The sequence below is a fragment of the Pectobacterium aroidearum genome (genome assembly GCF_041228105.1).
GTDB classification, from domain to species: Bacteria; Pseudomonadota; Gammaproteobacteria; order Enterobacterales; family Enterobacteriaceae; genus Pectobacterium; species Pectobacterium aroidearum.
The window spans coordinates 1668956-1691200 of record NZ_CP166097.1 but is presented as its reverse complement, the minus strand read 5'-3'; the positions used below and the strand labels follow the sequence as shown (position 1 = coordinate 1691200).

Here is a 22245-nt window from a genome sequence, read left to right as displayed (position 1 = left end):
TTGATAAACAAGGCGCGTTTTCATTTTTCATGACGCGCTTTTTCATTTTTCGCGGCGCGCTACATGCAGCCAGGTGAGAAAAGCGCGTCTTCATCATTTTTATCCCGATTTTTATAAAATTATTAGCAGGGAAAGAGATTAGCAACGGGAAAAGTTAAATCGAAATAACAAAAATGATAATGGCTAGTAATTAAATGGAAATAGCGTTGATCGGCAGATGTAATGATTGTTAATCATTGAATTAGCAGGAATAAGTTATAAAAAAAGCATCTTGTTTTTTGTCCCCATAAAGGGAATGGTTAAGGCTCTTCTATCCTGATGAGAAAAACGGCCATGACAACGCTCTCGATTTATCACCGCCCGCACATCACACAGCCCGTCCAACAGCTCACCGCGTTTACTGACATCGCTTCCCTGCTCGCCAGCGCCGGGATCCAGTTGGAACACTGGCACACTGACGCACCGCCGCCTGACGCCAGCAACGAAACCATCTTGACGCAATATCATGCCGATATTGAGCGTCTCAAACAGCAAGAGGGCTACACCTCTGCCGACGTGATCAGCCTGACGCCGGATCACGCCGAGAGACTGGCGCTGCGGGAAAAATTTCTTCAGGAACACACCCATAGTGAAGATGAAGTGCGCTTCTTCGTGCGCGGCAGCGGAAGCTTCTTTGTGCCGATTGGCGAGCAGGTTTTCCAGCTTACCTGCGAGGCCGGCGATCTCTTACGCGTTCCCGCCAACACGCCGCACTGGTTTGACTGCGGCGAATTTCCTGATTTTGTCGCGATCCGCATTTTTACTAATCCAGAAGGCTGGGTTGGGCACTTTACCGGACGGGAGACGTTTCACTAATTCCACGATCGTTTCTGCATTTCTCCGCCGTTCCCTTTATACTGTGCGTTTTGTACCAAGACGAACGGCGAGACCCCTTCTGTAATGATGAACAACGATGTCCTGCGCAGCGTGCGCTATATGCTGAATCTGAATAACGACCACCTGCTGAAAATCCTGGCGCTGGTGGAGATGACCGTCCCTCCCCAGCAGTTGGCGAGCTACGTCAAAAAAGAGGGTGAGGAAGGCTATCAACCTTGCCCGGACATCGTGATGAGTTATTTCCTGAATGGGCTGATTCTGCAAAAACGTGGCAAAGATGAAAATCAGCCTGCACCTCAGTTTGAGCGCAAGATGACCAACAATATTATTCTGAAAAAGCTGCGTGTCGCATTCTCGCTAAAAACGGATGATATTCAGGCGATCCTGCTGGAACAAAATTTCCGCATTTCAGTGCCGGAAGTCACCGCGATGATGCGCGCACCTGACCACAAAAACTATCGCACCTGCGGCGATCAGGTCATCCGCTACTTCCTGAAAGGGCTGACGGCGCGAGTACGTAAAGGCTAACGGCAACGCGTTAGCGAAAGGACGTGAGCGTTGCCTGACTGGCCTTTTTCCATCACAGGCATCAGCAACGCTCGGTTTTTAATACGGTATCTTTTAATACGCTATTAGTGCTGTGTTTCATGCAGGATAGCCGTGACCAACTGCTCCAGCTCTTCGTTTTCAAGTCGGGTAATTTGCCGCACTTTTTCCTTATCCATACCCGTTAACAGCAACTCTCGGGCAATTTGTCTGGCGCTGCTTTTCATCCCTTGTTCAATACCCTGCTCCAATCCTTGCTGAATACCGCGTTGGATGCCTTCCTCGAATCCCATTTTTTTCAATTGTTCTGCAATCGTCATAATGTCCTCCTGACCGGTTGATAGCGGTGCAGCCAGTGCGTCAATGAAGTCTGCGGGTTTGGATGTGTTTCCCACTTGTGCAATATAAAATAACAGCGCCCGACGCTGAGTCAGCGGCACCGACCAGCGTTCAAATAGTAACCCAATCTCACGCGCCAGCTCCAGCATATCACGGGTACGAATATGCTTCTGTACCAGTTCCAGTAACGCCATACGTCGATGCGTGCGAATCTCATCGTCCGGCATGACGGTTAAATCCACCAGTGGGAAAGGCTGTTCATACAGCGCTTGTGCCAGTACGGGATCGGCAAAGCTGTCCAGCCAGCGAAGGGGGTAGGGATAAGGACGGGTCTTACCGTGATAAAACAGCAGCGGTACCACCAGCGGTAAGCGATCGTGTCCCTGATCCAGATGTTGCTGCATGGCAGCCAGACAATAACGCAGCAGTCGGAAAGCCATCTGCTTTTCCGGGCGGCTTTGGTGTTCAATCACACAGTAAATGTACCCTTTACCTGCGGTGGTACGCAGCGAGTACAGCACGTCCGATATCCGCGCACGCAGCTTTTCATCAATAAATGACGCCGACTCCAGTTGCAGCGTGCTGAAATCACAGCGCTCGCGGATTTCATTCGGCAGATGAATGGTCAGAAAATCCCGTGCGACGGCGATGTCGCTCAGAAACTGTTTAAAGATCGCATCGTGCGATGGCATCTCGCCCCCTTCCCTGTCAGACGCTGGCTAAAAATTCAGTAGGGAGAGTAACGGGGACGCGATGATAAAGCAGAAAACAACGTAGAAAGTGGAAAGCGCCTCGAAGAAAAAACGGTTTATGTCGAGGCGCTGGCTATAGTCAGTGAGTCGTTACCGTCAGGCGGCTTCATGCTTTTCCATCGCCAGCCGCGCAGGAGCCGCGTCGACGTGCAACGCCGGATGACGGCAGAAGCGGACCACGTCACCAACCACCAACAGACTGGGCGACTGCGGCTGATAGCGTGCCAGTAATGCAGGTAAGGTTGCCAGCGTTGCAGTCAATAGCCGTTGATCCGGCTGGGTGCCGCGTTCGATAATCGCAACGGGCGTTTGTGCTGACAACCCATGCTCAATCAGGCGCTGGCACAGTCGGCTGCTGTGACTCAGCCCCATATAAAACACCAGCGTTTGCTGGCTGTCCGCCAGCGTCGGCCAGTCTAGCTGGGGTTCGCCATCGCGCGAATGACCGGTCACGAAACGTACCGACTGTGCACAGGCGCGATGGGTCAACGGTAACCCCACGGCCGCCGCACAGCCTGTCGCGGCAGTAATACCCGGCACCACATGGCAGACAATTCCGGCCTGCTGAGCATAGTCCATCTCTTCGCCACCGCGACCAAAAATAAAGGGATCGCCGCCTTTAAGACGGATCACCCGTTGCCCAGCCTGCGCCAACTCGACCAACAGCTGATTGATTTTTTCCTGTGACAGACGGTGGCAGCCGCGTGTTTTCCCAACGTCGATGCACAGCGCCTGCTCCGACACCAGATCCATTATCTCCGCCGACACCAGCCGATCGTAGACCACCACATCTGCCTGCTGGATTGCCCGCAGCGCCTTCAGCGTCAGCAGTTCCACATCGCCCGGCCCTGCGCCCACCAGCCAGATTTCACCGCCGAGTACAGGCTGACGCCGTTGGCCCTGCGCCAATATTGATTGTGTTGTCATCATGTCACACCTCATTACGCCGTGGCGCTCAACCTGCTTTCTTCAATTCATTGACCGTTATTGGCACGTGCTGACTCAATAACGCCTTCAGTTCGGGGATACAGGAACCGCAGTTAGTGCCACATTTCAGGGCTCCCCCTAATGCCGCGACGCTGTGGCACCCTTGACGAATCGCATCGACAATGATCGCTTCACCAACGCTATAGCAACTGCAGATCGTGGCTCCCTGCTGCGCCTGCCCCTGCGGTGCCTGACCCGCCAGTAGTGCATGCCGTTCGTGCGGTCGCTGCGGTGGCGTGATAAACGCCTGACACACCGCATCGCTGTCGATGCGTAGCGTCTGTGCGCTGACATAGCAGGCCAACACTACGCGGCCCTCGCGCCAGCCAACCAGGTGAAATACGCCGTTGCCCTGCGCAATCTGGCACTGCATATTTTCTAACCCATAATGTTCCGTCAACCACGCCTGCCAATCGTCCACTGGCAAGCGGTCGGCAAACAGGTACTGCGTCACACCCGCATGCGGAATCTTGCTCCAATACGTTGCAGGCGGAGGCAGAACATCATGCTCCGCGGGTAAGGTTAATGGTGCTGAAGCCGATTCATCGGCAAAAAATAGCGTTGCCTGCCAGGCGGTATGCCAAGGCTGGATACGTACCCGGCTGTGTTTGCTTTCCGGCTGGCCAGAATGAGGATCGGTAATCGGCGGGACTAAGCTGTCTGCCCGCGCCTGTGCGCTGAACTGCTGATTCCAGTGCATCGGCACAAACACGCTGCCGCGCGCCTGTCCGGCGTCAATCCGCGCCCGCGCCAGCATCCAACCGTGCACTGACGATAAGCGCACCAGATCGCCCGCCTGAATATCATGCATCTGCGCATCCTGCGGGTGCAGCTCGCAGTAAGGTTCGCTGATATGACGCATCAGGCGAGCCGCTTTACCGGTGCGCGTCATGGTGTGCCACTGATCGCGAATACGCCCGGTGTTCAGCACCAGCGGATATGCCGCGCTCCACGGACTTTGCGGCAGCGATGGGGTTATCGCCACCAGACGTGCTTTGCCATCGGCATGCCAGAATCGACCATCGTCACTCAGTCGGGCACGTCCGCGTGGGAATGCCGCGTTCACTGGCCACTGTATCGGTTCCAACTGCTGCCACTGCTGATTGCTAAGCGCCGCCAGCCCGCTGATATCAAACGCACGACTCCCGTTATTCTCAAACCCGGATAGCGCTGCATGTTCACGAAAGATGTCCGCCGGATGCTGATAGGTAAATGCCTCGGCAAATCCCATACGCTGCGCCACCTGGCTCAGGATCCACCAGTCGGCTTTGGCTTCTCCGGGTGCAGGTAGAAAGGCACGCTGACGAGATAACCGGCGTTCGGAATTGGTCACCGTGCCGTCTTTTTCCCCCCAACCCAGCGCGGGGAGTAAGATATCGGCGGTTTCTGCGGTATCGGTATGGCGCATCACCTCGGAGACGATCACCAACGGGCAGCGCTCCAGCGCCTGTTTTACCCGATCCGCATCCGGCATCGACACCACTGGATTGGTGCCCATCACCCACACGGCTTTAATATCGCCACGTTCCACGGCGCGAAATAGATCCACCGCATTCAGGCCAGGCTGCGTCGCTACGTTATCGCTCTGCCAGAAGCGCCCCACGCGATCAATATCCTGCGGCGTAAAGCCCATGTGGCTGGCAAGCTGATTAGCCAACCCGCCGACTTCCCGCCCGCCCATCGCGTTTGGCTGTCCGGTTATCGAAAACGGGCCAGAACCCGGCGCGCCGATTTTTCCGCTCAGTAGATGAGCATTGACGATCGCATTGCACTTATCGCTACCCGATGACGACTGATTAACGCCCTGTGAATAGAGCGTGACCACCTTTTCACTCGTGCTGAACAGGTGATAAAAACGCACGATATCGGCTTCATTCAACTGGCAGAAATCTGCCACCTGCGCCACCGACCACATCTGCGCCGACTGTAATGCCTCTTCTACGCCGGAAAAACGCTCGGCCAGTTCGGCGATGTCGACACGCGAGTGCTGCACAATCCACTGCAACAGGCCGTTAAACAGCCCGGCATCACTGCCGGGTTGCAGCGGTAAATGCAGATCGGCGATATCGCAGGTTGCGGTACGTCGAGGATCGACCACCACGACCTGCATCTGTGATCGCTGCTGTTTCGCCTGTACCAGTCGCTGATATACCACCGGATGCGCCCAGGCGGTATTAGATCCCACCAGCACCACCACATCCGCCTGTTCGATATCTTCGTAATTACAGGGAACGGCATCCGCACCCAGTCCACGTTTGTAGCCGATCACCGCCGACGCCATGCACAGCCGCGAATTGGTATCCATATTGGCGACGCCAATAAAGCCCTTCATCAGCTTGTTGGCAACGTAGTAATCCTCCGTCAACAGCTGACCTGAACCATAAAACGCCACCGACTGCGGGCCGTGTTGCTGCATGGTTGCCAGCAGCCGCTCAGCCACCGTATCGAGCGCCTGCTCCCAGCTCACACGACGTCCTTCCACCAGCGGCCACAGCAGGCGACCGTTCAAATCCAGCGTCTCTCCCAGCGCAGAGCCTTTGACGCACAACCGCCCTAAATTCGCCGGATGCACGGGATCGCCGCTGATCTTTACCGCACCCTGCTCGTCGCGCTCTGCCAGCACGCCACAGCCAACGCCACAATACGGGCAGGTTGTCCGACAGACGCGCGCGTTCATGATGCTTTCGCCATAGCAGCGTCTGCCAGACCGACGCTTTCCGGTACGGCCAGCGGCTGACGGCACACCCAAATCTCGTCGTCTTCCACGCGCACCGGCCAGGCGCGCACGTACAGCGCGCTGTCATCTGGGCTCACGCCATCACGCAGCTTGAAGCGTTTCTTGTACAGCGGAGAAATCACGACGGGTTCACCCGCCACGTCGCCTATCAGCCCACGGGACAACACATTCGCCCCGCTGCCCGGTTCATGGTTTTCCAGCGCGTACACCTGCTGCTCGCTCCCCGGCAGATGGAACAGCGCGATTTGCTGCTGTCCGAGGCGTGCCGCCATACCCGCATGACGCGGAATATCCCCCAGCGTCGCCACCTGTACCCATTCCGCTTCATGTGCCGTGGGCTTCAGCGCAACCGGTTCTGGCGATACCGCTTTCTCATGATCCTGTGCCGGACGAATCTGTCCACGCTCCGGCACCATCACCACCGCTTCATCCGGGCTATCGCTGTTCAGGAAGCCGCGGAACAGCGCCAGACGTTCCGGGCTTTCCAACGTGGTTTGCCATTCACACTGGTAGGCCTCCACCACACGCTGCATCTCTTTATCCAGCTCTTCACCGATATTCAGGCTGTCTTCCAGAATCACCTGACGTAAATAGTCGATACCGCCCTCCAGATTATCCATCCAGGTGCTGGTACGCTGGAGGCGATCGCCGGTGCGGATATAAAACATCAAGACCCGATCGATGGTGCGCAGCAGGGTTTCCGTATCCAGATCGCTGGCGAAGAGATCCGCATGGCGCGGTTTCATACCGCCGTTGCCGCACACGTAAAGGTTCCAGCCTTTATCAGTGGCAATCACGCCGATATCTTTGCTCTGCGCTTCTGCACATTCGCGGGTACAGCCAGACACCGCCATTTTGATCTTATGCGGTGAACGCAGCCCCTTGTAACGGTGTTCCAGTTGAATCGCCAGCCCGGTGGAATCCTGCACGCCGTAGCGGCACCAGGTCGAACCCACGCAGGATTTCACGGTACGCAGCGATTTACCGTAGGCATGGCCGGTTTCAAATCCAGCGTCGATCAGCTCACGCCAGATCGCCGGCAGTTGTTCCAATCGTGCACCGAATAAGTCCACCCGCTGGCCGCCGGTGATCTTGGTGTACAGGTTGTAGCGCTGCGCCACCTGACCGATGGCGATTAACCCTTCTGGCGTAATTTCCCCTGCCGGCACGCGTGGCACCACGGAATACGTACCGTCTTTTTGGATGTTGGCGAAGAAACGATCGTTGGTATCCTGCAACGGCAGGTGCTGCGGTTGCAGCAGATAATCATTCCAGCAAGACGCCAGCATCGACCCCACCAGCGGCTTACACACTTCACAGCCCAAGCCGTGGCCATAACGCTCAAGAAGGCTGTCGAATGAACGGATTTCGTGCACGCGGATCAGGTGATACAGCTCCTGACGTGAGTAGGCGAAGTGCTCGCAAATGTCCTTTTTCACTTCGACGCCCAACTGCGTCAGTTCATATTCCATCACCTGTTTAAGCAGCGGCACACAGCCGCCGCAGCCTGTTCCCGCTTTAGTGCAGGTTTTTAGCGCGCCCAGCTCGCCGCAGCCACCCGCTACCGCCGCAGAGATATCGCCTTTGCTGACATTATGGCAAGAACAGATCTGTGCACTAGCGGGTAACGCCGCCACGCCCAGCCCTTTCGGCGCATCGCCAGAACGTGCAGGTAAAATCAGGCTTTCCGGCTGTGCGGGCAACGGCATATCGTTGAGCATCATTTGCAGCAGCGTGCTGTAATCGCTGCTATCGCCAATCAATACCGCACCCAGTAAATGCTTGCCGTCGGCAGACACGACGATTTTCTTGTAGATCTCGTTCGGACCGTCCGTCCACTGATAACTTTGGCTTCCCGCCGTTCGTCCGTGCGCATCACCAATCGAGGCCACGTCAACACCCAGCAGTTTCAGCTTGGTGCTCATATCAGCGCCGGTAAATGGCGTATCCCGCTGCGCCAGGGTATCGGCTACGCTGCGTGCCATCTGGTAGCCCGGTGCCACCAGTCCGAAAATCTGGCCTTTCCATAGCGCACATTCGCCGATGGCAAAAATTGCGTCATCGGAGGTTTGACAATGGTCATCAATCACAATGCCACCACGTGGCCCTTTCTCTAAATCACAGCTATCCGCCAGTTTGTCACGCGGACGAATCCCGGCGGAAAACAGCACCAAATCGGTTTCCAGTACGCTGCCGTCAGCAAAGCAGAGACGATGCAACGCCTGCTCGCCGTCGGTAATTTCTCGCGTTTCTTTGCTGACATGAATCTGTACGCCCAGCGCTTCAATCTTGCGCCGCAGCATGGTGGCACCGCCGTCATCCAACTGTACCGCCATCAGGCGCGGTGCAAATTCCACCACATGAGTGTCCAGCCCCAATTGACGCAGGGCATTGGCGGCTTCCAGCCCCAGCAAGCCGCCACCGATTACTACGCCGGATTTAGCCTTTTTCGCCTGTGCCGCAATCGCGTCCAGATCGTCCAGTGTGCGATACACCAGACAGCCGGGGCGCGTATTGCCGGGAATCGGCGGAACAAATGCATAAGAGCCCGTCGCCAGCACCAATTTGTCGTAGGCGATTTCTCTGCCCTGCGCGTCAGATACGCATTGACGTTCCCGATCGATAGCCACGATCTCACTGGCGTTGCGCAGCTCAATACCGCTCTCGGCAAAAAAACCCTCTTTTACCAGCGACAGCGAGGCGGCGCTGCGCCCTGAGAAATACTCGGAGAGATGCACGCGGTCATAGGCTTCATGGCGTTCTTCGCCAAAGACGACGATGTGGTAGTGCTGGTGCAAGTCGCGCTCGACCAGTTGTTCAAGAAAATAGTGGCCGACCATACCGTGGCCAACGACCACTAAAATAGGTTTGCTCATGACAGGAATCCTTACAGCTTCAGGCTGTGAGTCAGAATCGGGGGAAGAAAAGCCAAAAAGCAGCGAGGCAGGCGGAATCGTCTCGCCTGCAGTTGCGCGATCCATTGCGGCCAGCAGACGCTGGCTGTCGTCGGTGTCGCCATACAGCAGAACACCGCTTAGCCGCCCGTCGCGCAGGAGCAGACGACGATAGTGCTGCGTCTGCGGATCAAAAAGGGTGTACACCTCATCATCCGGCGCCACGTTAATATCGCCGCCGCTGACCACGCCAATGCCCGTAACTTTCAGCCGCGTCGCCGCCTGTTCACGCTGATAATCTTGCGGTGCGTGTCCGGCCAGACGCTGCGCCACCAGCGTGGCATGGGCAAAACACGGGGCAACCAGCCCGACGACTTCACCGTTGAGCTCGCAGCATTCGCCGATCGCGCTGATATAGGGGTCGGCAGTTTGCAGTTGACCGTCCACCAGGATGCCGCGGTTGCAGGGTAATCCGCACTCGCGTGCAAGCTGGCTGGCGGGGATCACGCCCGCGGTCACCACCACCAGACCGGCGGGGATCGTGCGGCCATCCGCCAGTGCAACAGCCGTGACGCCGTGTTCATCACCGTGCAGCGCCACAACCTGCACATCCGTCTCACAGGCAATACCGCGTGCGCGCAGGCTGTCGCACAGCAGATCGCTTGCCATAGCGTCCAACTGCCGCTCCATCAAAACCGGAACGCGATGCAGCAGCGTGACGTCAGCGCCGCGCAGTTTCAGCGCCGCTGCCGCTTCAATCCCGAGCAAGCCCCCGCCAATCACCACCGCAGGAACGGACCGGCGGATCGTCGCCAACATCAGCTCGACATCATCCAGCGTGCGGAAGCCACACACACCCGCCAGATCGATACCGGGCATCGGCGGCATAAACGGCGTGGAACCTGTCGCCAGCACCAGATGGTCGTAATGCAGTTGCCGTTGCGTCGTTGTCACCTCACGCTGCTGGCGATCGATATGAGTTACCCGCTCACCCAGCAGAGTGTTCACCGGCAGCGCCGCATCATCGTCGATAGCTGCAGGCGTCAGCAGCGTATCCGTAAACGCTTTTTCGCCGCTCAATACCGGCGACAGCAGAATGCGGTTATAGCTGGCGCGCGGTTCATCACCAATCACGGTGATGCGGTAGCGCGTCGCGGCCAGTTGACGCAGCACATCGACGAATCGTGCGCTTGCCATCCCATTACCAATCACAATCAGATGCGGTTTCATCATCGTTCCGGCCTCGCTATCAGGCTGCTTTAGGCTGTTTTTCATATAAGAAATGCAGCACCTGCTGACGGTAGTGGTGGTAACGCGGATCGTCGGCCAGTGCGACGCGCGAGCGTGGACGTTCCAGCTCGACCGTCATGATTTCACCGACCGTCGCCGCCGGGCCGTTGGTCATCATCAGCACACGATCCGATAGCAACACCGCCTCGTCTACGTCGTGAGTAATCAGCACAATCGTGGTTTGCAAACGCTGCTGAATCTCCATGACTGCATCCTGAAGGTGCGCGCGAGTCAGCGCATCCAGCGCACCAAACGGTTCATCCATCAGCAACACTTTCGGCTTCATCGCCAGCGCGCGGGCGATACCCACACGCTGCTTCATCCCGCCGGAAATCTCATTCGGCCGCTTGTTCAACGCGTGCCCCATGTGCACCAGTTCCAGATTGTGGGTAATCCATTCGTGCATCTCGTGCTTATTCATCTGCCCGCGAAATACCTGGCGTACCGCCAGCGCAACGTTTTCGTAGGTGGTCAGCCACGGCAGCAGCGAGTGGTTCTGAAAGACCACGCCGCGCTCCGGCCCCGGTCCGTCGATTTCACGGTTGTCACACAGCAGACCGCCGCTGCTCGGCAGCGTCAGACCGGCGATCAAGTTCAATAACGTGGACTTGCCGCAGCCGGAGTGGCCGATCAGGCTGATCGTCTCACCGGTATGAATGTCAAAACTCACCTGATCCAGCGCCAGAAACTCACCGCTGGCGGTGTTGAAACGCTGGCTCACCTGCTGCACTTGAATAATCGGTGTTGTACGCATCGTCGGCTCCTTAGCGGTTGTCATAGCTGAAACGGTTAGCAATCCACACCAGTCCCTGCTCAAGCAGCAGACCGATAACGCCAATCACCACAATGGCGATGATGATGTTTTCTACATTCAGGTTGTTCCACTCATTCCAAATCCAGAAGCCGATCCCGACGCCGCCGGTCAGCATCTCCGCCGCGACAATGACCAGCCAGGCAACGCCAATCGACAGACGTACGCCGGTTAAGACGTTAGGCAGCACCGCGGGCAGCAGAATTTTGCGCATGATGGTGAATTCGGAGAGCTTCAACACCCGCGCCACGTTCAGGTAATCCTGCGGGATGCGACGTACGCCTTCGGCGGTGTTGAGGATCATCGGCCAGATGGAGCAGATGAAAATAGTCCAGCTGGATGCCGGTTCAGCGCGCTGGAACAGCAGCAGCCCGATAGGCAGCCACGCCAGCGGACTGACCGGGCGCAGCAGCGAAATAATCGGGTTGAGCATATTGGCCAGAAACGTAAAACGGCCAATCAGGAACCCCGTAGGAATGCCGACCAGCGCCGCCAGCCCGAAGCCAATACCCACGCGTTGCAGCGAGGCCAATACGTTCCAGCCGATACCCTGATCGTTCGGTCCTGCGATATAAAACGGATCGGCGAAGAGGCTGAGCGCCGCAAGCCAGGTCGCCCACGGCGTCGGGAAGTTTTCGCTGTTGAGCGCGGCAATCTGCCAGACCGCCACCAGCAGCCCCAACCCCAGTACCGCTGGGAAAAGCGGCTGAAACAGCTTACGCAGCAGCGGGCGGTAGGCGAAAGCAGGCGTTGCCGGTGCTTTTTCAGGTGCTACCGGTTTGGTTGGCAGCGGCATAATTTCAGCGCTGTGCACGGTTTCCGGAGCGTTATCCGCAGTAATCGGAATGATTTGGGCCTGGTTTTTCATCATCAACCTCACTTATTTCTTCACGCTAAAACTGTTGGCATAGCCCGCCGGATCGCTACCATCCCAGCGGCGGCCATCGATAAGCACACTAGTGCGCATGTCGCTACCGGGTAACGGCACATTTCCCACGGCCTCGGCCGCCTGCTTGTAGATATCAATCCGGTTAACCTGCTTCGCGACGGCCAGATAGTCCGGCTCTTCGGTGAGCAAGCCCCAGCGTTTATGCTGGGTGAGGAACCACATGCCATCGGACAGGTACGGGTAGTTCACGGAACCGTCGTGGTAGAAACGCATCGCGTGTTCGTCTTTCCAGCTTTTGCCCAGCCCATTTTCGTATTGGCCCAACATGCGTCCAACGATGGTTTCTTCTTTAGCATTGATGTACGCACGTCCGGCAACGACACCTGCCGTCTCACGGCGGTTGTCGTCCGAGGCATCAATCCAGCGCGAAGCATCGAGAATCGCGGCGGTCAGTGCACGGGCGCTGTGTGGGTTGGCGTTCGCCCAGTCAGCGCGGGTGCCCAACACTTTTTCGGGGTGATCCGGCCAAATGTCTTGCGAGGTAGCAGCGGTAAAACCGATTTTTTCGCTGATGGCACGCTGGTTCCACGGTTCACCGACGCAATAACCAACCATGTTGCCGATCTTCATGTTCATCACCATCTGCGGCGGCGGCACCACCACGGTGCGTACATCGTTCAGTGGATGAATTCCGGCGGAGGCCAGCCAGTAATAGAGCCACATGGCGTGCGTACCGGTCGGGAAGGTCTGCGCGAAGGTATAGGTGCCCGCCGGGCTGGCGGCGATATATTTTTGTAGCGCAGCGAGATCCGTGACATTGGCTTCACGCAGTTGGTTAGCCAACGTGATCCCTTGTCCGTTCTGGTTGAGCGTCATCAGCGCCGCCATGTTGCTCTGCGACCCGGACAGCCCCATTTGCAGACCGTACAGTTGCCCGTACAGAATGTGTGCGGCATCCAACTCGCCCGACACCAGCTTGTCGCGCACCGCTGCCCAACTGGCTTCTTTGCTGGGCACGATAGTGATGCCATATTTCTTATCGAAACCTTTTACTGCCGCCATCACGACCGAGGCGCAGTCCGTCAACGGGATAAAACCGACCCGGATTTCCTTTTTCTCCGGTGCATCGGAACCCGCGGCCCAGGCGCTATTCATCAACCCTGGCAGCATCAAGCTGCCTCCCAGTGCTGCACTCCCCAACAGAAACTGGCGGCGAGAGACGGTCATGCTTTTGGTTTTGGAATCACTCATCAACGACACCCTTGCGCAAAACACCTTTTCAGGCGGGAAAAACAAAAACGGCGTCCACAAGCCCATGCAGAATCTGCACGCTTATGGACGCCGTTGTCCGATTAACACCTTCCGCACCGCCGTTGGCCCGAAACGCGTTATGAATGTTTGGTTGTTGCTAATGAATTAAAGCAAGGTTTGTGCCAGATGTCACAGTTTTGCGAACCTTCCCTTCTCAGGGGCGGTTTCTTAATCACCTATCTATACAGGTTCGGAGATAGTTTCGTGCGCCATACCCCCACTATTATATTCAATATCTCACACACGCCCGACGCAGGGCGCTCAAGCGCCGCAGCCCTGCGAACCCTGGCTTCCGGCTAAATTATGCCGCTACGCGGTGCCATCGGTGAACATGACCGCTAATCGAGCCGCCAGTGACGCGTTCCCTACGCGGCACTGGCTTTCGCGGCATCCATGCCGCTCACTCGGCGGTCACGCCCACCGCTGCATAATTTTTACGCCATGCAAAAGTAAGATATTAATAAATAGTGAAATTTTACAATTTATGACCACAGCAGAAAGAGGGTAATAGTGGTTTATCTTTTCTGTCGCGTAAATTACGCTGAGGAGAAATCAGTCTCCAGGATGAGCAGCATGGACGCTGCGAAAGTGGCTGCCGCGCCGGGAGCGCGTCAGCTACGGTCCGTCAGGTGACTGATTTTCCGAAGGAACCGCGCAGCGGCGTAATTTCCCGCGAAAAAGCCTCGGGTCACGGGGCGGCGGCGACTGAGCGCCCCGTGTCGTGCGTGTGCTACGACGTAGCATAGAAATAGCGATCTTTGTACGCACGAAACCACTTCACACCGTCAGTGACTCAGCTATTTTCCCACTCACAAGACAGAGTTTTGCACCGCTAACTGGCAGAACACGCACAGTTCATGTGCATATACCTCTTAAGGGGTATCCCCGAATACGTCTGCTACTGCGAGCATCGCTGTTGCGATATCAATCAGCTTTTTATTCTGACTCATCGCCATGCGGCGCAGGGTTTTGTAGGCCTCTTCTTCGCTTAATCCACGGTGTTGCATCAGTAAGCCCTTCGCGCGATCGATCTGTTTTCTTTCATTTAACGTCGCTCGTAGTGCAGCCAGTTCATGATCCTGCGCCTGTAAGCGCCGCGACTGTTGCTGCACCAGCGACAGCAGCGAGCGTCCCAGTTGTGGACTGACGCCATCACTATGTAGCCAACCGGGAGGGGCACTCTGCCCTTCCACGTCATGACCGGCGACAAATATCGAATAACCGGGATCGTCATTCTCCTGCTGCGCCATCAGCTCTTCGAGATCTGCCCGCTGATCGCTGCACGCTTTCTCCGCCGCCGCAATACGAGTCCGACAGCGCTGCATCAGCGTCTGCTCCAGTTCATCTTCCATCTGTTTCATTTCATCGATGCGTCGCGTGGCAATCGAAAACCAGTGCAGGCTGTCGGCTTCCGACAGTTTTTCTATCGGGCTACGGGTGCACACGATGCGACGCAAGCGTTCAAATTCACTGTCTACCGCGATAGCACGCCAGCACTGCTGGTTTTCTTCATCGCTAAAACTCAGAAAAGTATCGAAACAACGCTCTTGCCGCTCAATCAAATCCAGCAGCTTTTGCCGGGTGTCCTCATCGACACTGCCTGCTGCATAGGCCGCCGCACCAATAGCCCGCTCCTGCCCCGCCAGTTCTTTCCCCTGCATAAAGCTGAACATGGCAATCAGCGCGCGGGAAATCCCTGGATCGGCCGCCGTGTCAGAGACCTCAAAAACCAGTGCCAGCAGGTTACGAACAATATCGTTGAAAAATGTCATCGCCTGTGGCTGAGGCAGCAAACGCTGGCGAATCTGCTGGCGCAGCGCGGGCAGCAGACTCAGCGCATAGACCACGCTGGCGACACGGCTGAACAGACGGCTCGCCTGCGGCAATTCTGCCGTCATTTTTTCCAATCCGGCCAGATGCGTCATCAAGTGTGCCTGCGCCGCCTGCACATCTTTCTCACGTAGCGCCAGTTCGTCAGCGAAAAATCGGCCATCGGAACAAAGAAACAGGTTGGCCGTTCCCCGTTCGCGCTGCAACAGATGCACAAGCTGGCTGATTTTCCCCACCAGCTCACCACTTTGCAGCAGGTAGCGCAGGCTGTTTAGCTCACACTGGCGCGAGGCAAGTAAAAATCGAATTGTCGTTGAAGGCTCCGCCACCATCGCTGTCTCTCCTGAAAAAAACCACTGCCAGAAAGATGCAATTAGCGCGCCAGTTACCTCAGCTCAGTGCGGCAGGAAGAAATGACATGTACTCCGCACGATGACTGCCACTTGCGTACACGTTTCACTTCCATTTTTAAACTCCGTTACTAAACCCGCCGCACCGCAAAAGGTACTCTCATCATCGTTACTAAAACTGTTTTATAGCCATCGGCACGATGCTGACATCGGCGCGGAAACAGAAAAAATCGCTGTAAAAACCGCATCGTAGCGACGACACAACCATAGGAAGGCATGAACATGGCAAATTTATCTGAACAAGAAAGCTGGATTGATGGAATTTATCAGCTTGAGACATCGGATCCCGTTGTCGCAGGTCCAGGAGGAATCTCCAACCGTCAGGCAGAGCAGTTAGCCAGCCGCACGGCCTATCTGAAAAAAATGCAGGAAACCACGGGCAAGAGTTTGCAAACCCATCTCGCCGCCAGCGATCCGCATTCGCAATATGCCCCCAAAAATAGCCCGGCGCTGACGGGGACGCCTACTGCACCTACCACAGCGCAGACGACAAATAACACGCAAATTGCCACTACGGCATTTGTGAAAACGGCCATTGCCGCACTGATCAATGGCTCTCCTGCGGCACTGGATACACTGCAAGAGTTGGCAAATGCGTTAGGCAACGATCCGCACTTCAGCACAACCATATTGAATGCGATTGCTGATGTGAAAACTGATGCGGCCAATAAACTGAATGCCCATGCTTCCGTCCTCGATGCACACCCTCGATATGCCCCGAAAGACAGCCCTGCGTTCACGGGTACCCCAACAGCGCCGACGGCTGCCTCCAATTCTAATAACACGCAATTGGCGACGACCGCCTTTGTGAAAGCCGCCGTAGCAGCATTGGTAAACGGTTCACCTGCCGCGCTTGATACGCTGCAAGAGCTGGCGGCGGCGTTAGGTAATGATCCGAACTTCTCCACCACGATACTGAATGCGTTAGCCGGAAAACTGTCGCTGACCGGGGGTAAAATGTCCGGTCGTCTGGAGACAAACGATATTGTAAAAGTAACCGGAAGGGGGACTGAATTACCGGATTCTCAAGGCGCGTTTTTATGCTGGAATCGCATTAATGGGGAAGGACGTACCGATTTCGTGAATCACCGTGGCAGCGGCGGTGGCGGTTTTTCATTCTGGAACGGCAATCATGAGGCATTAAGCGAACTGGCGTCACTGAATTCTAACGGGTCGTTATATGTTTCCGGCATGCTGCATGAAGCAGGGAAACGGGTTTACAGCCCGAATAATAAGCCTACACCGGAAGACATCGGTACATACTCAAAAGACGAGGGTGATACCCGGTATTTAAAACAATCCGGCGGGGAGGCAACTGGAGAACTACAGCTATCAGCGGCTAATGGATTGCGACTGAATTATGGGGATTATGGCGTTATTTTTCGTAATGACGGTTACCGATTTTATATACTGCTGACAAACAAAGGCGATAAAAAAGGGAGTTTTAATTCATTACGGCCATTTGATATCAATCTTGCCACTGGAGAGTTAACTGCCGGGCATAATGTAAATGTGGTTGGTGCAATCACTGAAAAAGGCCAGCGCATCTACAGTCCCAACAATAAACCCACCTCCGCAGATGTGGGAGCTATTTCCATCAACGATCTAGCTGGCATCCCCCTGCCATTCCCCGGCGCTGTCGCCCCTACTGGCTGGCTAAAATGCAACGGTCAATCATTTGATAAATCACGGTATCCGATTTTAGCATCCCGTTATCCATCTGGTGTGTTACCAGACCTACGCGGCGAGTTCGTGCGCGGCTGGGATGACGGACGTGGGGTGGATGCAAGTCGGGCACTGCTTTCAGCGCAAGGTGATGCTATGCAACCCATAACGGCAAAATGGGTTCTTGATGATCAAGCTGCTGGTGATGGCATTAACTATCCCCCATCTGGAGCTGTATACATCGACAAAACAGCATCTGTTAATTACGACGCACAATCATCTCATGCCAATGGTGGTGCTCGTGCAGTGTTTGATTCATCGCTACAAACGCGCACCGCTAACGAAACCCGTCCACGCAATATCGCCTTTAACTACATCGTGAGAGCAGCATAATGAGCAACTATTCAACACAAATTAAAAACGCAGAACTGAACGAACACGGATTAGCCATCAACACGGGCTGGATTACGGTTTATCACGTGAACCCGACGACGCGGGAATACCAGAGCGCCAGCTATGAATATGTGATGCAAGGTGTTGGCCTGCCCGCCGACAGCTATGCCGACGAACCGCAATTACCGCCAGTTGGCCAAGCTTTGCGCCGTAGCGCAGACGATAAGGCCTGGGAACAGGTGCCAGACTATCGCGGCCAGACGGTTTACAACACAGAAACACGCCAGGCGCAGACGGTGATGCAATTCGGCAATCTGCCTGAAAATATGACGTTTCTGGCTCCAGCAACCGAGTTTGATCGGTGGGATGGAATGACATGGGTGACAAATCGGGAGGCGCAACAGCTTGCCGCAGCCCAAAATGTGCAGCAGGAACTGGCAGCACGACGTACGACGGCAAACACACGCATTACCGAGCTGAGCTACGCCGTGGACTTAGCCATTGCCACAGATGAGGAGCAAGAACGGCTAACCCAATGGAAAACTTATCTGGTCGCGTTGAGCCGCCTTGATCTCACCGCCGCATCAGTGATGTGGCCAGAAGCCCCATCCATTTAATCGGTAACACCAGTAACCATTACACATCAGGAGTGCCGTATTGAGCGTACGGCACTCTCATCATTTCCGTCTCTTTGAGCAGGCTATTCTGATAATCCCCAATTATTCTCCATCAAAAATGTAAATTTAAATAAAAAATGAAACTGTTATATTTATATATTTCAAATCTGTACTATTTAAATTAAAATAAGACACTAACACACGCAACAATCAAGAATAAAAACACAATAAATTTAATTTATGCGAAATTAAAAACCAAGAATAAGATAAAATTGAAAATATAAAACCGAAAAATCAACATTAACGATAAAGACGCCAAATCGAAAAACTGTACTATTTATCCTTCAGTTTTTGCACGGTATAATCCCCGCACGTTTCACTCACTATTTATTCTTATCTCACGTCAATCAGTGACGTTAATTTCCGACGGATGCAAATATCGTCGACGGTAATTTATTCACATTTATTCATCACTATTTATTCCGGCAAGTATCGGAATAACTGCATTTTCCTGCCTGAAGTTAGGAGCGTAACATGTTTGATGTCGTTGAGCTGTCGCGGCTGCAATTTGCCCTGACCGCCATGTATCACTTTCTTTTTGTCCCGCTAACGCTGGGGTTGTCTTTCCTGCTGGCCATTATGAACACCACGTATGTGTTAACCGGCAAGCAAATCTACAAGGATATGACCAAATTCTGGGGCAAGCTGTTCGCCATCAACTTTGCGCTGGGCGTGGCAACTGGTCTGACGCTGGAATTCCAGTTCGGCACCAACTGGTCTTACTATTCTCACTACGTGGGCGATATTTTTGGCGCGCCGCTGGCGATGGAAGGGCTGATGGCGTTCTTCCTCGAATCCACGTTGATCGGCCTGTTCTTTTTCGGTTGGGATCGTCTGACTAAAGTCCAGCATATGCTGGTGACCTGGTTCGTTGCGCTGGGCTCCAACTTCTCAGCCCTGTGGATTCTGGTCGCCAATGGCTGGATGCAAAACCCGATTGCCGCTGAATTCAATTATGAAACCATGCGCATGGAAATGCTGAGTTTCGCCGAACTGGTGCTGAACCCGGTCGCACAGGTGAAGTTCGTGCACACGGTAGCGGCAGGCTACACCGCTGGCGCGATGTTCGTCCTCGGCATCAGCTCTTACTATCTGCTGAGAGGCCGCGATATTGCCTTTGCCAAGCGCTCGTTCGCTATTGCAGCAAGTTTCGGCCTGGCTTCGGTGCTGTCCGTCATCGTACTAGGCGATGAATCCGGCTATGTGATGGGCGACGTACAGAAAACCAAGCTGGCAGCGATCGAAGCCGAATGGGAAACACAGCCTGCACCGGCTTCTTTCACTCTATTCGCCATTCCTAATCAGGAAACGATGCAGAATGAGTACGCCATCCACGTCCCCTATCTGTTAGGGCTCATCGCCACTCGCTCGCTCGACAAACCCGTCGTCGGCATTAAAGACCTGATGGCACAACATGAGATTCGCATTCGTAACGGCATGACAGCCTATGGTCTGCTGGAGGAACTGCGTTCGGGCAACACCGATCCCGCCGTTCGTGCCCAATTTGAGGCTGCCAAGCGCGATCTTGGCTACGGCCTTCTGCTTAAGCGCTATACCGATGACGTCGCCAACGCCAGCGAAAACCAGATTCAGCAGGCAACCAAAGACTCAATCCCGCGCGTCGCACCGCTGTATGTCGCGTTTCGCCTGATGGTGGGCTGCGGCGTGCTGATGCTTGGCATTTTTGCTCTGTCATTCTGGAGCGTGATACGTGGCCGCATGGGACAGCGTAAATGGCTGCACCGCGCCGCGCTGTACGGTATTCCTCTGCCCTGGATCGCGATTGAATCCGGCTGGTTCGTCGCCGAGTACGGCCGTCAGCCGTGGGCAGTCGGCGAGGTTCTGCCTACCGCCGTTGCCAATTCTTCATTGGAGGCACACGACATTCTGCTGTCGATGGGGCTGATTTGCGGACTGTATACGCTGTTTCTGATTGCGGAAATGTATCTGATGTTCAAATTCGCCCGACTGGGGCCAAGCAGCCTGAAAACCGGCCGCTACCACTTTGAACAACCGACCGAATCGTCACTCGCAACACCTGCAAAACCTTAACGGGAGCCATAATAATGCTGGATTATGAAACATTACGCCTGATTTGGTGGGGATTGATTGGCCTGTTGTTCATCGGCTTCGCCATCACCGACGGCTTTGATATGGGCGTAGGCATTCTGCTGCGCCTGCTGGGCAAGAACGATACCGAGCGACGGGTGATGATCAACGTGATCGCTCCACACTGGGACGGCAATCAGGTCTGGCTCATCACCGGCGCGGGTGCGCTGTTCGCCGCCTGGCCGATGGTTTATGCCGCCGCCTTTTCCGGTTTCTATTTTGCGATGATCCTGGTGCTGGCCGCCCTGTTCTTCCGCCCAGTTGGCTTTGATTATCGCTCCAAGCTGGAAAACCGCCGCTGGCGCAATATGTGGGACTGGGGCATTTTCATCGGCAGCTTCGTCCCTACGCTAGTGTTCGGCATCGCACTTGGGAACCTGTTGCAGGGCGTGCCGCTGAGCGTCGATATGTATTTGCGCCTCACCTACCACGGCGGATTCTTTGGCCTGTTGAACCCGTTTGGGCTGCTGGCGGGCATGGTAAGCGTCGCCATGATCGTCGCACACGGCGCGATTTACCTGCAAATGCGCACCACCGATGCACTTCAGCGCCGCGCGCAAAAAACCGTACTGTTTTCCTGTGCACTGATGAGCCTCACCTTCTTACTGGCTGGCTTCTGGGTGCAAACCGGCATCGACGGCTACATGATTACCTCCGTAATGGATAAAGCGGCTCCGTCTAATCCGCTGCACAAAGAAGTGGCGCAGCAGGCCGGTGCCTGGTTAGCCAACTTTACGGCATATCCTACACTGTGGGCGATCCCCGCGCTGGGCGTGATTCTGCCGTGGCTAACCGTGCTCTTCTCACGCCTGAACCGCTGCGGTTGGGGTTTTCTGACCTCGTCATTGACGATTGTCTGCGTGATTCTGACGGCAGGGATTACGCTGTTCCCATTCATTATGCCTTCCAGCTTTGATCCCAACGTCAGCCTGACCATCTGGGATGCCACGTCCAGTCAACTGACGCTTCAGGTGATGACCATTCTGGCCTGTATTTTTGTCCCCACCATCCTGCTTTATACCAGTTGGTGTTATTACAAAATGTTTGGCCGGGTCGATGCCCGCTACATCGAAGAAAATAAGCATTCCGTTTACTAAGGACTTGAGGAGAAAGAAGATGTGGTATTTCGCCTGGATACTCGGCACGCTGCTGGCCTGCGCATTCGCGCTGGTCACCGCATTAGCGGTAGAGAACCATGAAGCGGGAAAAGACGCGTCATGAGAAAACGAAGCGCCCTATCGGCGCTTCATCATTCAGGGCAAATATCGTCACCAGGGCAGACGAAATCAGCCAGGGGCGTTAGAATGCAGAGGCTATGCCCACATCGGATACCCTCTTCAACCTGAAATCAGACGACGACATGACAACACCCAGACAGGACAAAACGCCGTGGTGGAGCCAGGGGAAAACCCCGGACTACCGTTTCTCATTAGCGAATGAACGCACCTTTCTGGCATGGATCCGCACCGCCCTGGCGTTTCTCGCGGGAGCGGTGGGTATCGACCAATTTACCGTGCACATCGATCCGCTGGTGCGTCAGGGGCTGTCGCTGTTGCTGGTGGTCAGCGCGGCACTGCTCGGTGGTCTGGCGTATCGCCGCTGGGTTAGCAATGAAAAAGCCATGCGGCAGGAAAGCGATATGCCGTATACACCAATGCTGCTGATCGTGACGCTGTTTATCACCCTCATCGCTATCGCACTCGCCGCCATGATCCTGTTCGGGTAACAC

The 22245-nt window shown here is 55.3% G+C and carries 16 protein-coding genes; 8 read left to right on the top strand and 8 right to left on the bottom strand.

All coding sequences use genetic code 11. The features are described from left to right. Window positions 1–333: 333 nt before the first annotated feature. Complete coding sequence (locus AB8809_RS07580; protein WP_015840923.1) at window positions 334–855, top strand: acireductone dioxygenase; 522 nt, start codon at window positions 334–336, stop codon at window positions 853–855. A gap of 84 nt (window positions 856–939) precedes the next feature. Further along, window positions 940–1404 carry a DUF1456 family protein gene (locus AB8809_RS07575; protein WP_015840924.1) on the top strand — a complete coding sequence of 155 codons (465 nt, stop codon included), beginning with the start codon at window positions 940–942 and terminating at the stop codon, window positions 1402–1404. Between the two features lie 104 nt (window positions 1405–1508). Here AB8809_RS07575 and AB8809_RS07570 read toward each other — a convergent pair whose 3' ends face one another. From AB8809_RS07570 to AB8809_RS07535, 8 genes are all read right to left on the bottom strand, one after another. After that, the gene (locus AB8809_RS07570) at window positions 1509–2453 is read right to left on the bottom strand and encodes an Rpn family recombination-promoting nuclease/putative transposase (RefSeq protein ID WP_181845319.1); all 945 of its coding nucleotides are present in this window, start codon (window positions 2451–2453) and stop codon (window positions 1509–1511) included. 156 nt (window positions 2454–2609) lie between these two features. Further along, window positions 2610–3443 carry a uroporphyrinogen-III C-methyltransferase gene (gene cobA, locus AB8809_RS07565; RefSeq protein ID WP_180777658.1) on the bottom strand — a complete coding sequence of 278 codons (834 nt, stop codon included), beginning with the start codon at window positions 3441–3443 and terminating at the stop codon, window positions 2610–2612. Window positions 3444–3468: 25 nt separating this feature from the next. Beyond that, a complete protein-coding gene (locus tag AB8809_RS07560; protein ID WP_349855744.1) occupies window positions 3469–6177 on the bottom strand; it encodes a nitrate reductase in 2709 nt (902 codons plus the stop codon). Beyond that, window positions 6174–10361 (bottom strand): nitrite reductase large subunit NirB, encoded by a 4188-nt coding sequence (gene nirB / locus AB8809_RS07555; RefSeq protein WP_349855889.1) that lies wholly within the window; start codon window positions 10359–10361, stop codon window positions 6174–6176. The genes AB8809_RS07560 and nirB overlap by 4 nt, the downstream gene beginning before the upstream one ends. Window positions 10362–10380: 19 nt before the next feature. Further along, a complete protein-coding gene (locus tag AB8809_RS07550; RefSeq protein WP_015840929.1) occupies window positions 10381–11175 on the bottom strand; it encodes an ABC transporter ATP-binding protein in 795 nt (264 codons plus the stop codon). 10 nt (window positions 11176–11185) lie between these two features. Further along, complete coding sequence (gene ntrB / locus AB8809_RS07545; protein ID WP_181845407.1) at window positions 11186–12100, bottom strand: nitrate ABC transporter permease; 915 nt, start codon at window positions 12098–12100, stop codon at window positions 11186–11188. 12 nt (window positions 12101–12112) lie between these two features. Then, a complete protein-coding gene (locus AB8809_RS07540) occupies window positions 12113–13372 on the bottom strand; it encodes a CmpA/NrtA family ABC transporter substrate-binding protein (RefSeq protein WP_256554549.1) in 1260 nt (419 codons plus the stop codon). A 932-nt stretch (window positions 13373–14304) separates the two neighbouring features. After that, a complete protein-coding gene (locus AB8809_RS07535; RefSeq protein WP_180777655.1) occupies window positions 14305–15594 on the bottom strand; it encodes a nitrate regulatory protein in 1290 nt (429 codons plus the stop codon). Window positions 15595–15894: 300 nt separating this feature from the next. Between AB8809_RS07535 and AB8809_RS07530 the strand changes: the two genes are divergently transcribed. The 6 genes from AB8809_RS07530 (at window position 15895) to AB8809_RS07505 (ending at window position 22242) form a co-directional block, all read left to right on the top strand. Further along, on the top strand, window positions 15895–17730 hold the full coding sequence (locus AB8809_RS07530; protein WP_349855747.1) for a phage tail protein: 1836 nt from the start codon (window positions 15895–15897) through the stop codon (window positions 17728–17730). Continuing rightward, the gene (locus AB8809_RS07525; RefSeq protein ID WP_015840935.1) at window positions 17730–18347 is read left to right on the top strand and encodes a tail fiber assembly protein; all 618 of its coding nucleotides are present in this window, start codon (window positions 17730–17732) and stop codon (window positions 18345–18347) included. Before AB8809_RS07530 ends, AB8809_RS07525 begins: the two co-directional genes overlap by 1 nt. A gap of 534 nt (window positions 18348–18881) precedes the next feature. Then, window positions 18882–20459 carry a cytochrome ubiquinol oxidase subunit I gene (cydA, locus tag AB8809_RS07520; protein ID WP_181828986.1) on the top strand — a complete coding sequence of 526 codons (1578 nt, stop codon included), beginning with the start codon at window positions 18882–18884 and terminating at the stop codon, window positions 20457–20459. A 14-nt stretch (window positions 20460–20473) separates the two neighbouring features. Then, the gene (gene cydB, locus AB8809_RS07515) at window positions 20474–21613 is read left to right on the top strand and encodes a cytochrome d ubiquinol oxidase subunit II (RefSeq protein ID WP_349855748.1); all 1140 of its coding nucleotides are present in this window, start codon (window positions 20474–20476) and stop codon (window positions 21611–21613) included. A gap of 19 nt (window positions 21614–21632) precedes the next feature. Further along, window positions 21633–21737: a cytochrome bd-I oxidase subunit CydX gene (gene cydX, locus AB8809_RS07510; protein ID WP_010278781.1), complete on the top strand. Its 105-nt coding sequence runs from the start codon at window positions 21633–21635 to the stop codon at window positions 21735–21737. Window positions 21738–21876: 139 nt separating this feature from the next. Beyond that, a complete protein-coding gene (locus tag AB8809_RS07505; RefSeq protein WP_043881955.1) occupies window positions 21877–22242 on the top strand; it encodes a YidH family protein in 366 nt (121 codons plus the stop codon). Window positions 22243–22245 lie beyond the last annotated feature (3 nt).

Coding starts and splice junctions, on each gene's coding strand:
- AB8809_RS07580 (WP_015840923.1), top strand. CDS start 334: ATGACAACGCTCTCGATTTATCACCGCCCGCACATCACACAGCCCGTC.
- AB8809_RS07575 (WP_015840924.1), top strand. CDS start 940: ATGATGAACAACGATGTCCTGCGCAGCGTGCGCTATATGCTGAATCTG.
- AB8809_RS07570 (WP_181845319.1), bottom strand. CDS start 2,453: ATGCCATCGCACGATGCGATCTTTAAACAGTTTCTGAGCGACATCGCC.
- cobA (WP_180777658.1), bottom strand. CDS start 3,443: ATGATGACAACACAATCAATATTGGCGCAGGGCCAACGGCGTCAGCCT.
- AB8809_RS07560 (WP_349855744.1), bottom strand. CDS start 6,177: ATGAACGCGCGCGTCTGTCGGACAACCTGCCCGTATTGTGGCGTTGGC.
- nirB (WP_349855889.1), bottom strand. CDS start 10,361: ATGAAACCGCATCTGATTGTGATTGGTAATGGGATGGCAAGCGCACGA.
- AB8809_RS07550 (WP_015840929.1), bottom strand. CDS start 11,175: ATGCGTACAACACCGATTATTCAAGTGCAGCAGGTGAGCCAGCGTTTC.
- ntrB (WP_181845407.1), bottom strand. CDS start 12,100: ATGAAAAACCAGGCCCAAATCATTCCGATTACTGCGGATAACGCTCCG.
- AB8809_RS07540 (WP_256554549.1), bottom strand. CDS start 13,372: ATGAGTGATTCCAAAACCAAAAGCATGACCGTCTCTCGCCGCCAGTTT.
- AB8809_RS07535 (WP_180777655.1), bottom strand. CDS start 15,594: ATGGTGGCGGAGCCTTCAACGACAATTCGATTTTTACTTGCCTCGCGC.
- AB8809_RS07530 (WP_349855747.1), top strand. CDS start 15,895: ATGGCAAATTTATCTGAACAAGAAAGCTGGATTGATGGAATTTATCAG.
- AB8809_RS07525 (WP_015840935.1), top strand. CDS start 17,730: ATGAGCAACTATTCAACACAAATTAAAAACGCAGAACTGAACGAACAC.
- cydA (WP_181828986.1), top strand. CDS start 18,882: ATGTTTGATGTCGTTGAGCTGTCGCGGCTGCAATTTGCCCTGACCGCC.
- cydB (WP_349855748.1), top strand. CDS start 20,474: ATGCTGGATTATGAAACATTACGCCTGATTTGGTGGGGATTGATTGGC.
- cydX (WP_010278781.1), top strand. CDS start 21,633: ATGTGGTATTTCGCCTGGATACTCGGCACGCTGCTGGCCTGCGCATTC.
- AB8809_RS07505 (WP_043881955.1), top strand. CDS start 21,877: ATGACAACACCCAGACAGGACAAAACGCCGTGGTGGAGCCAGGGGAAA.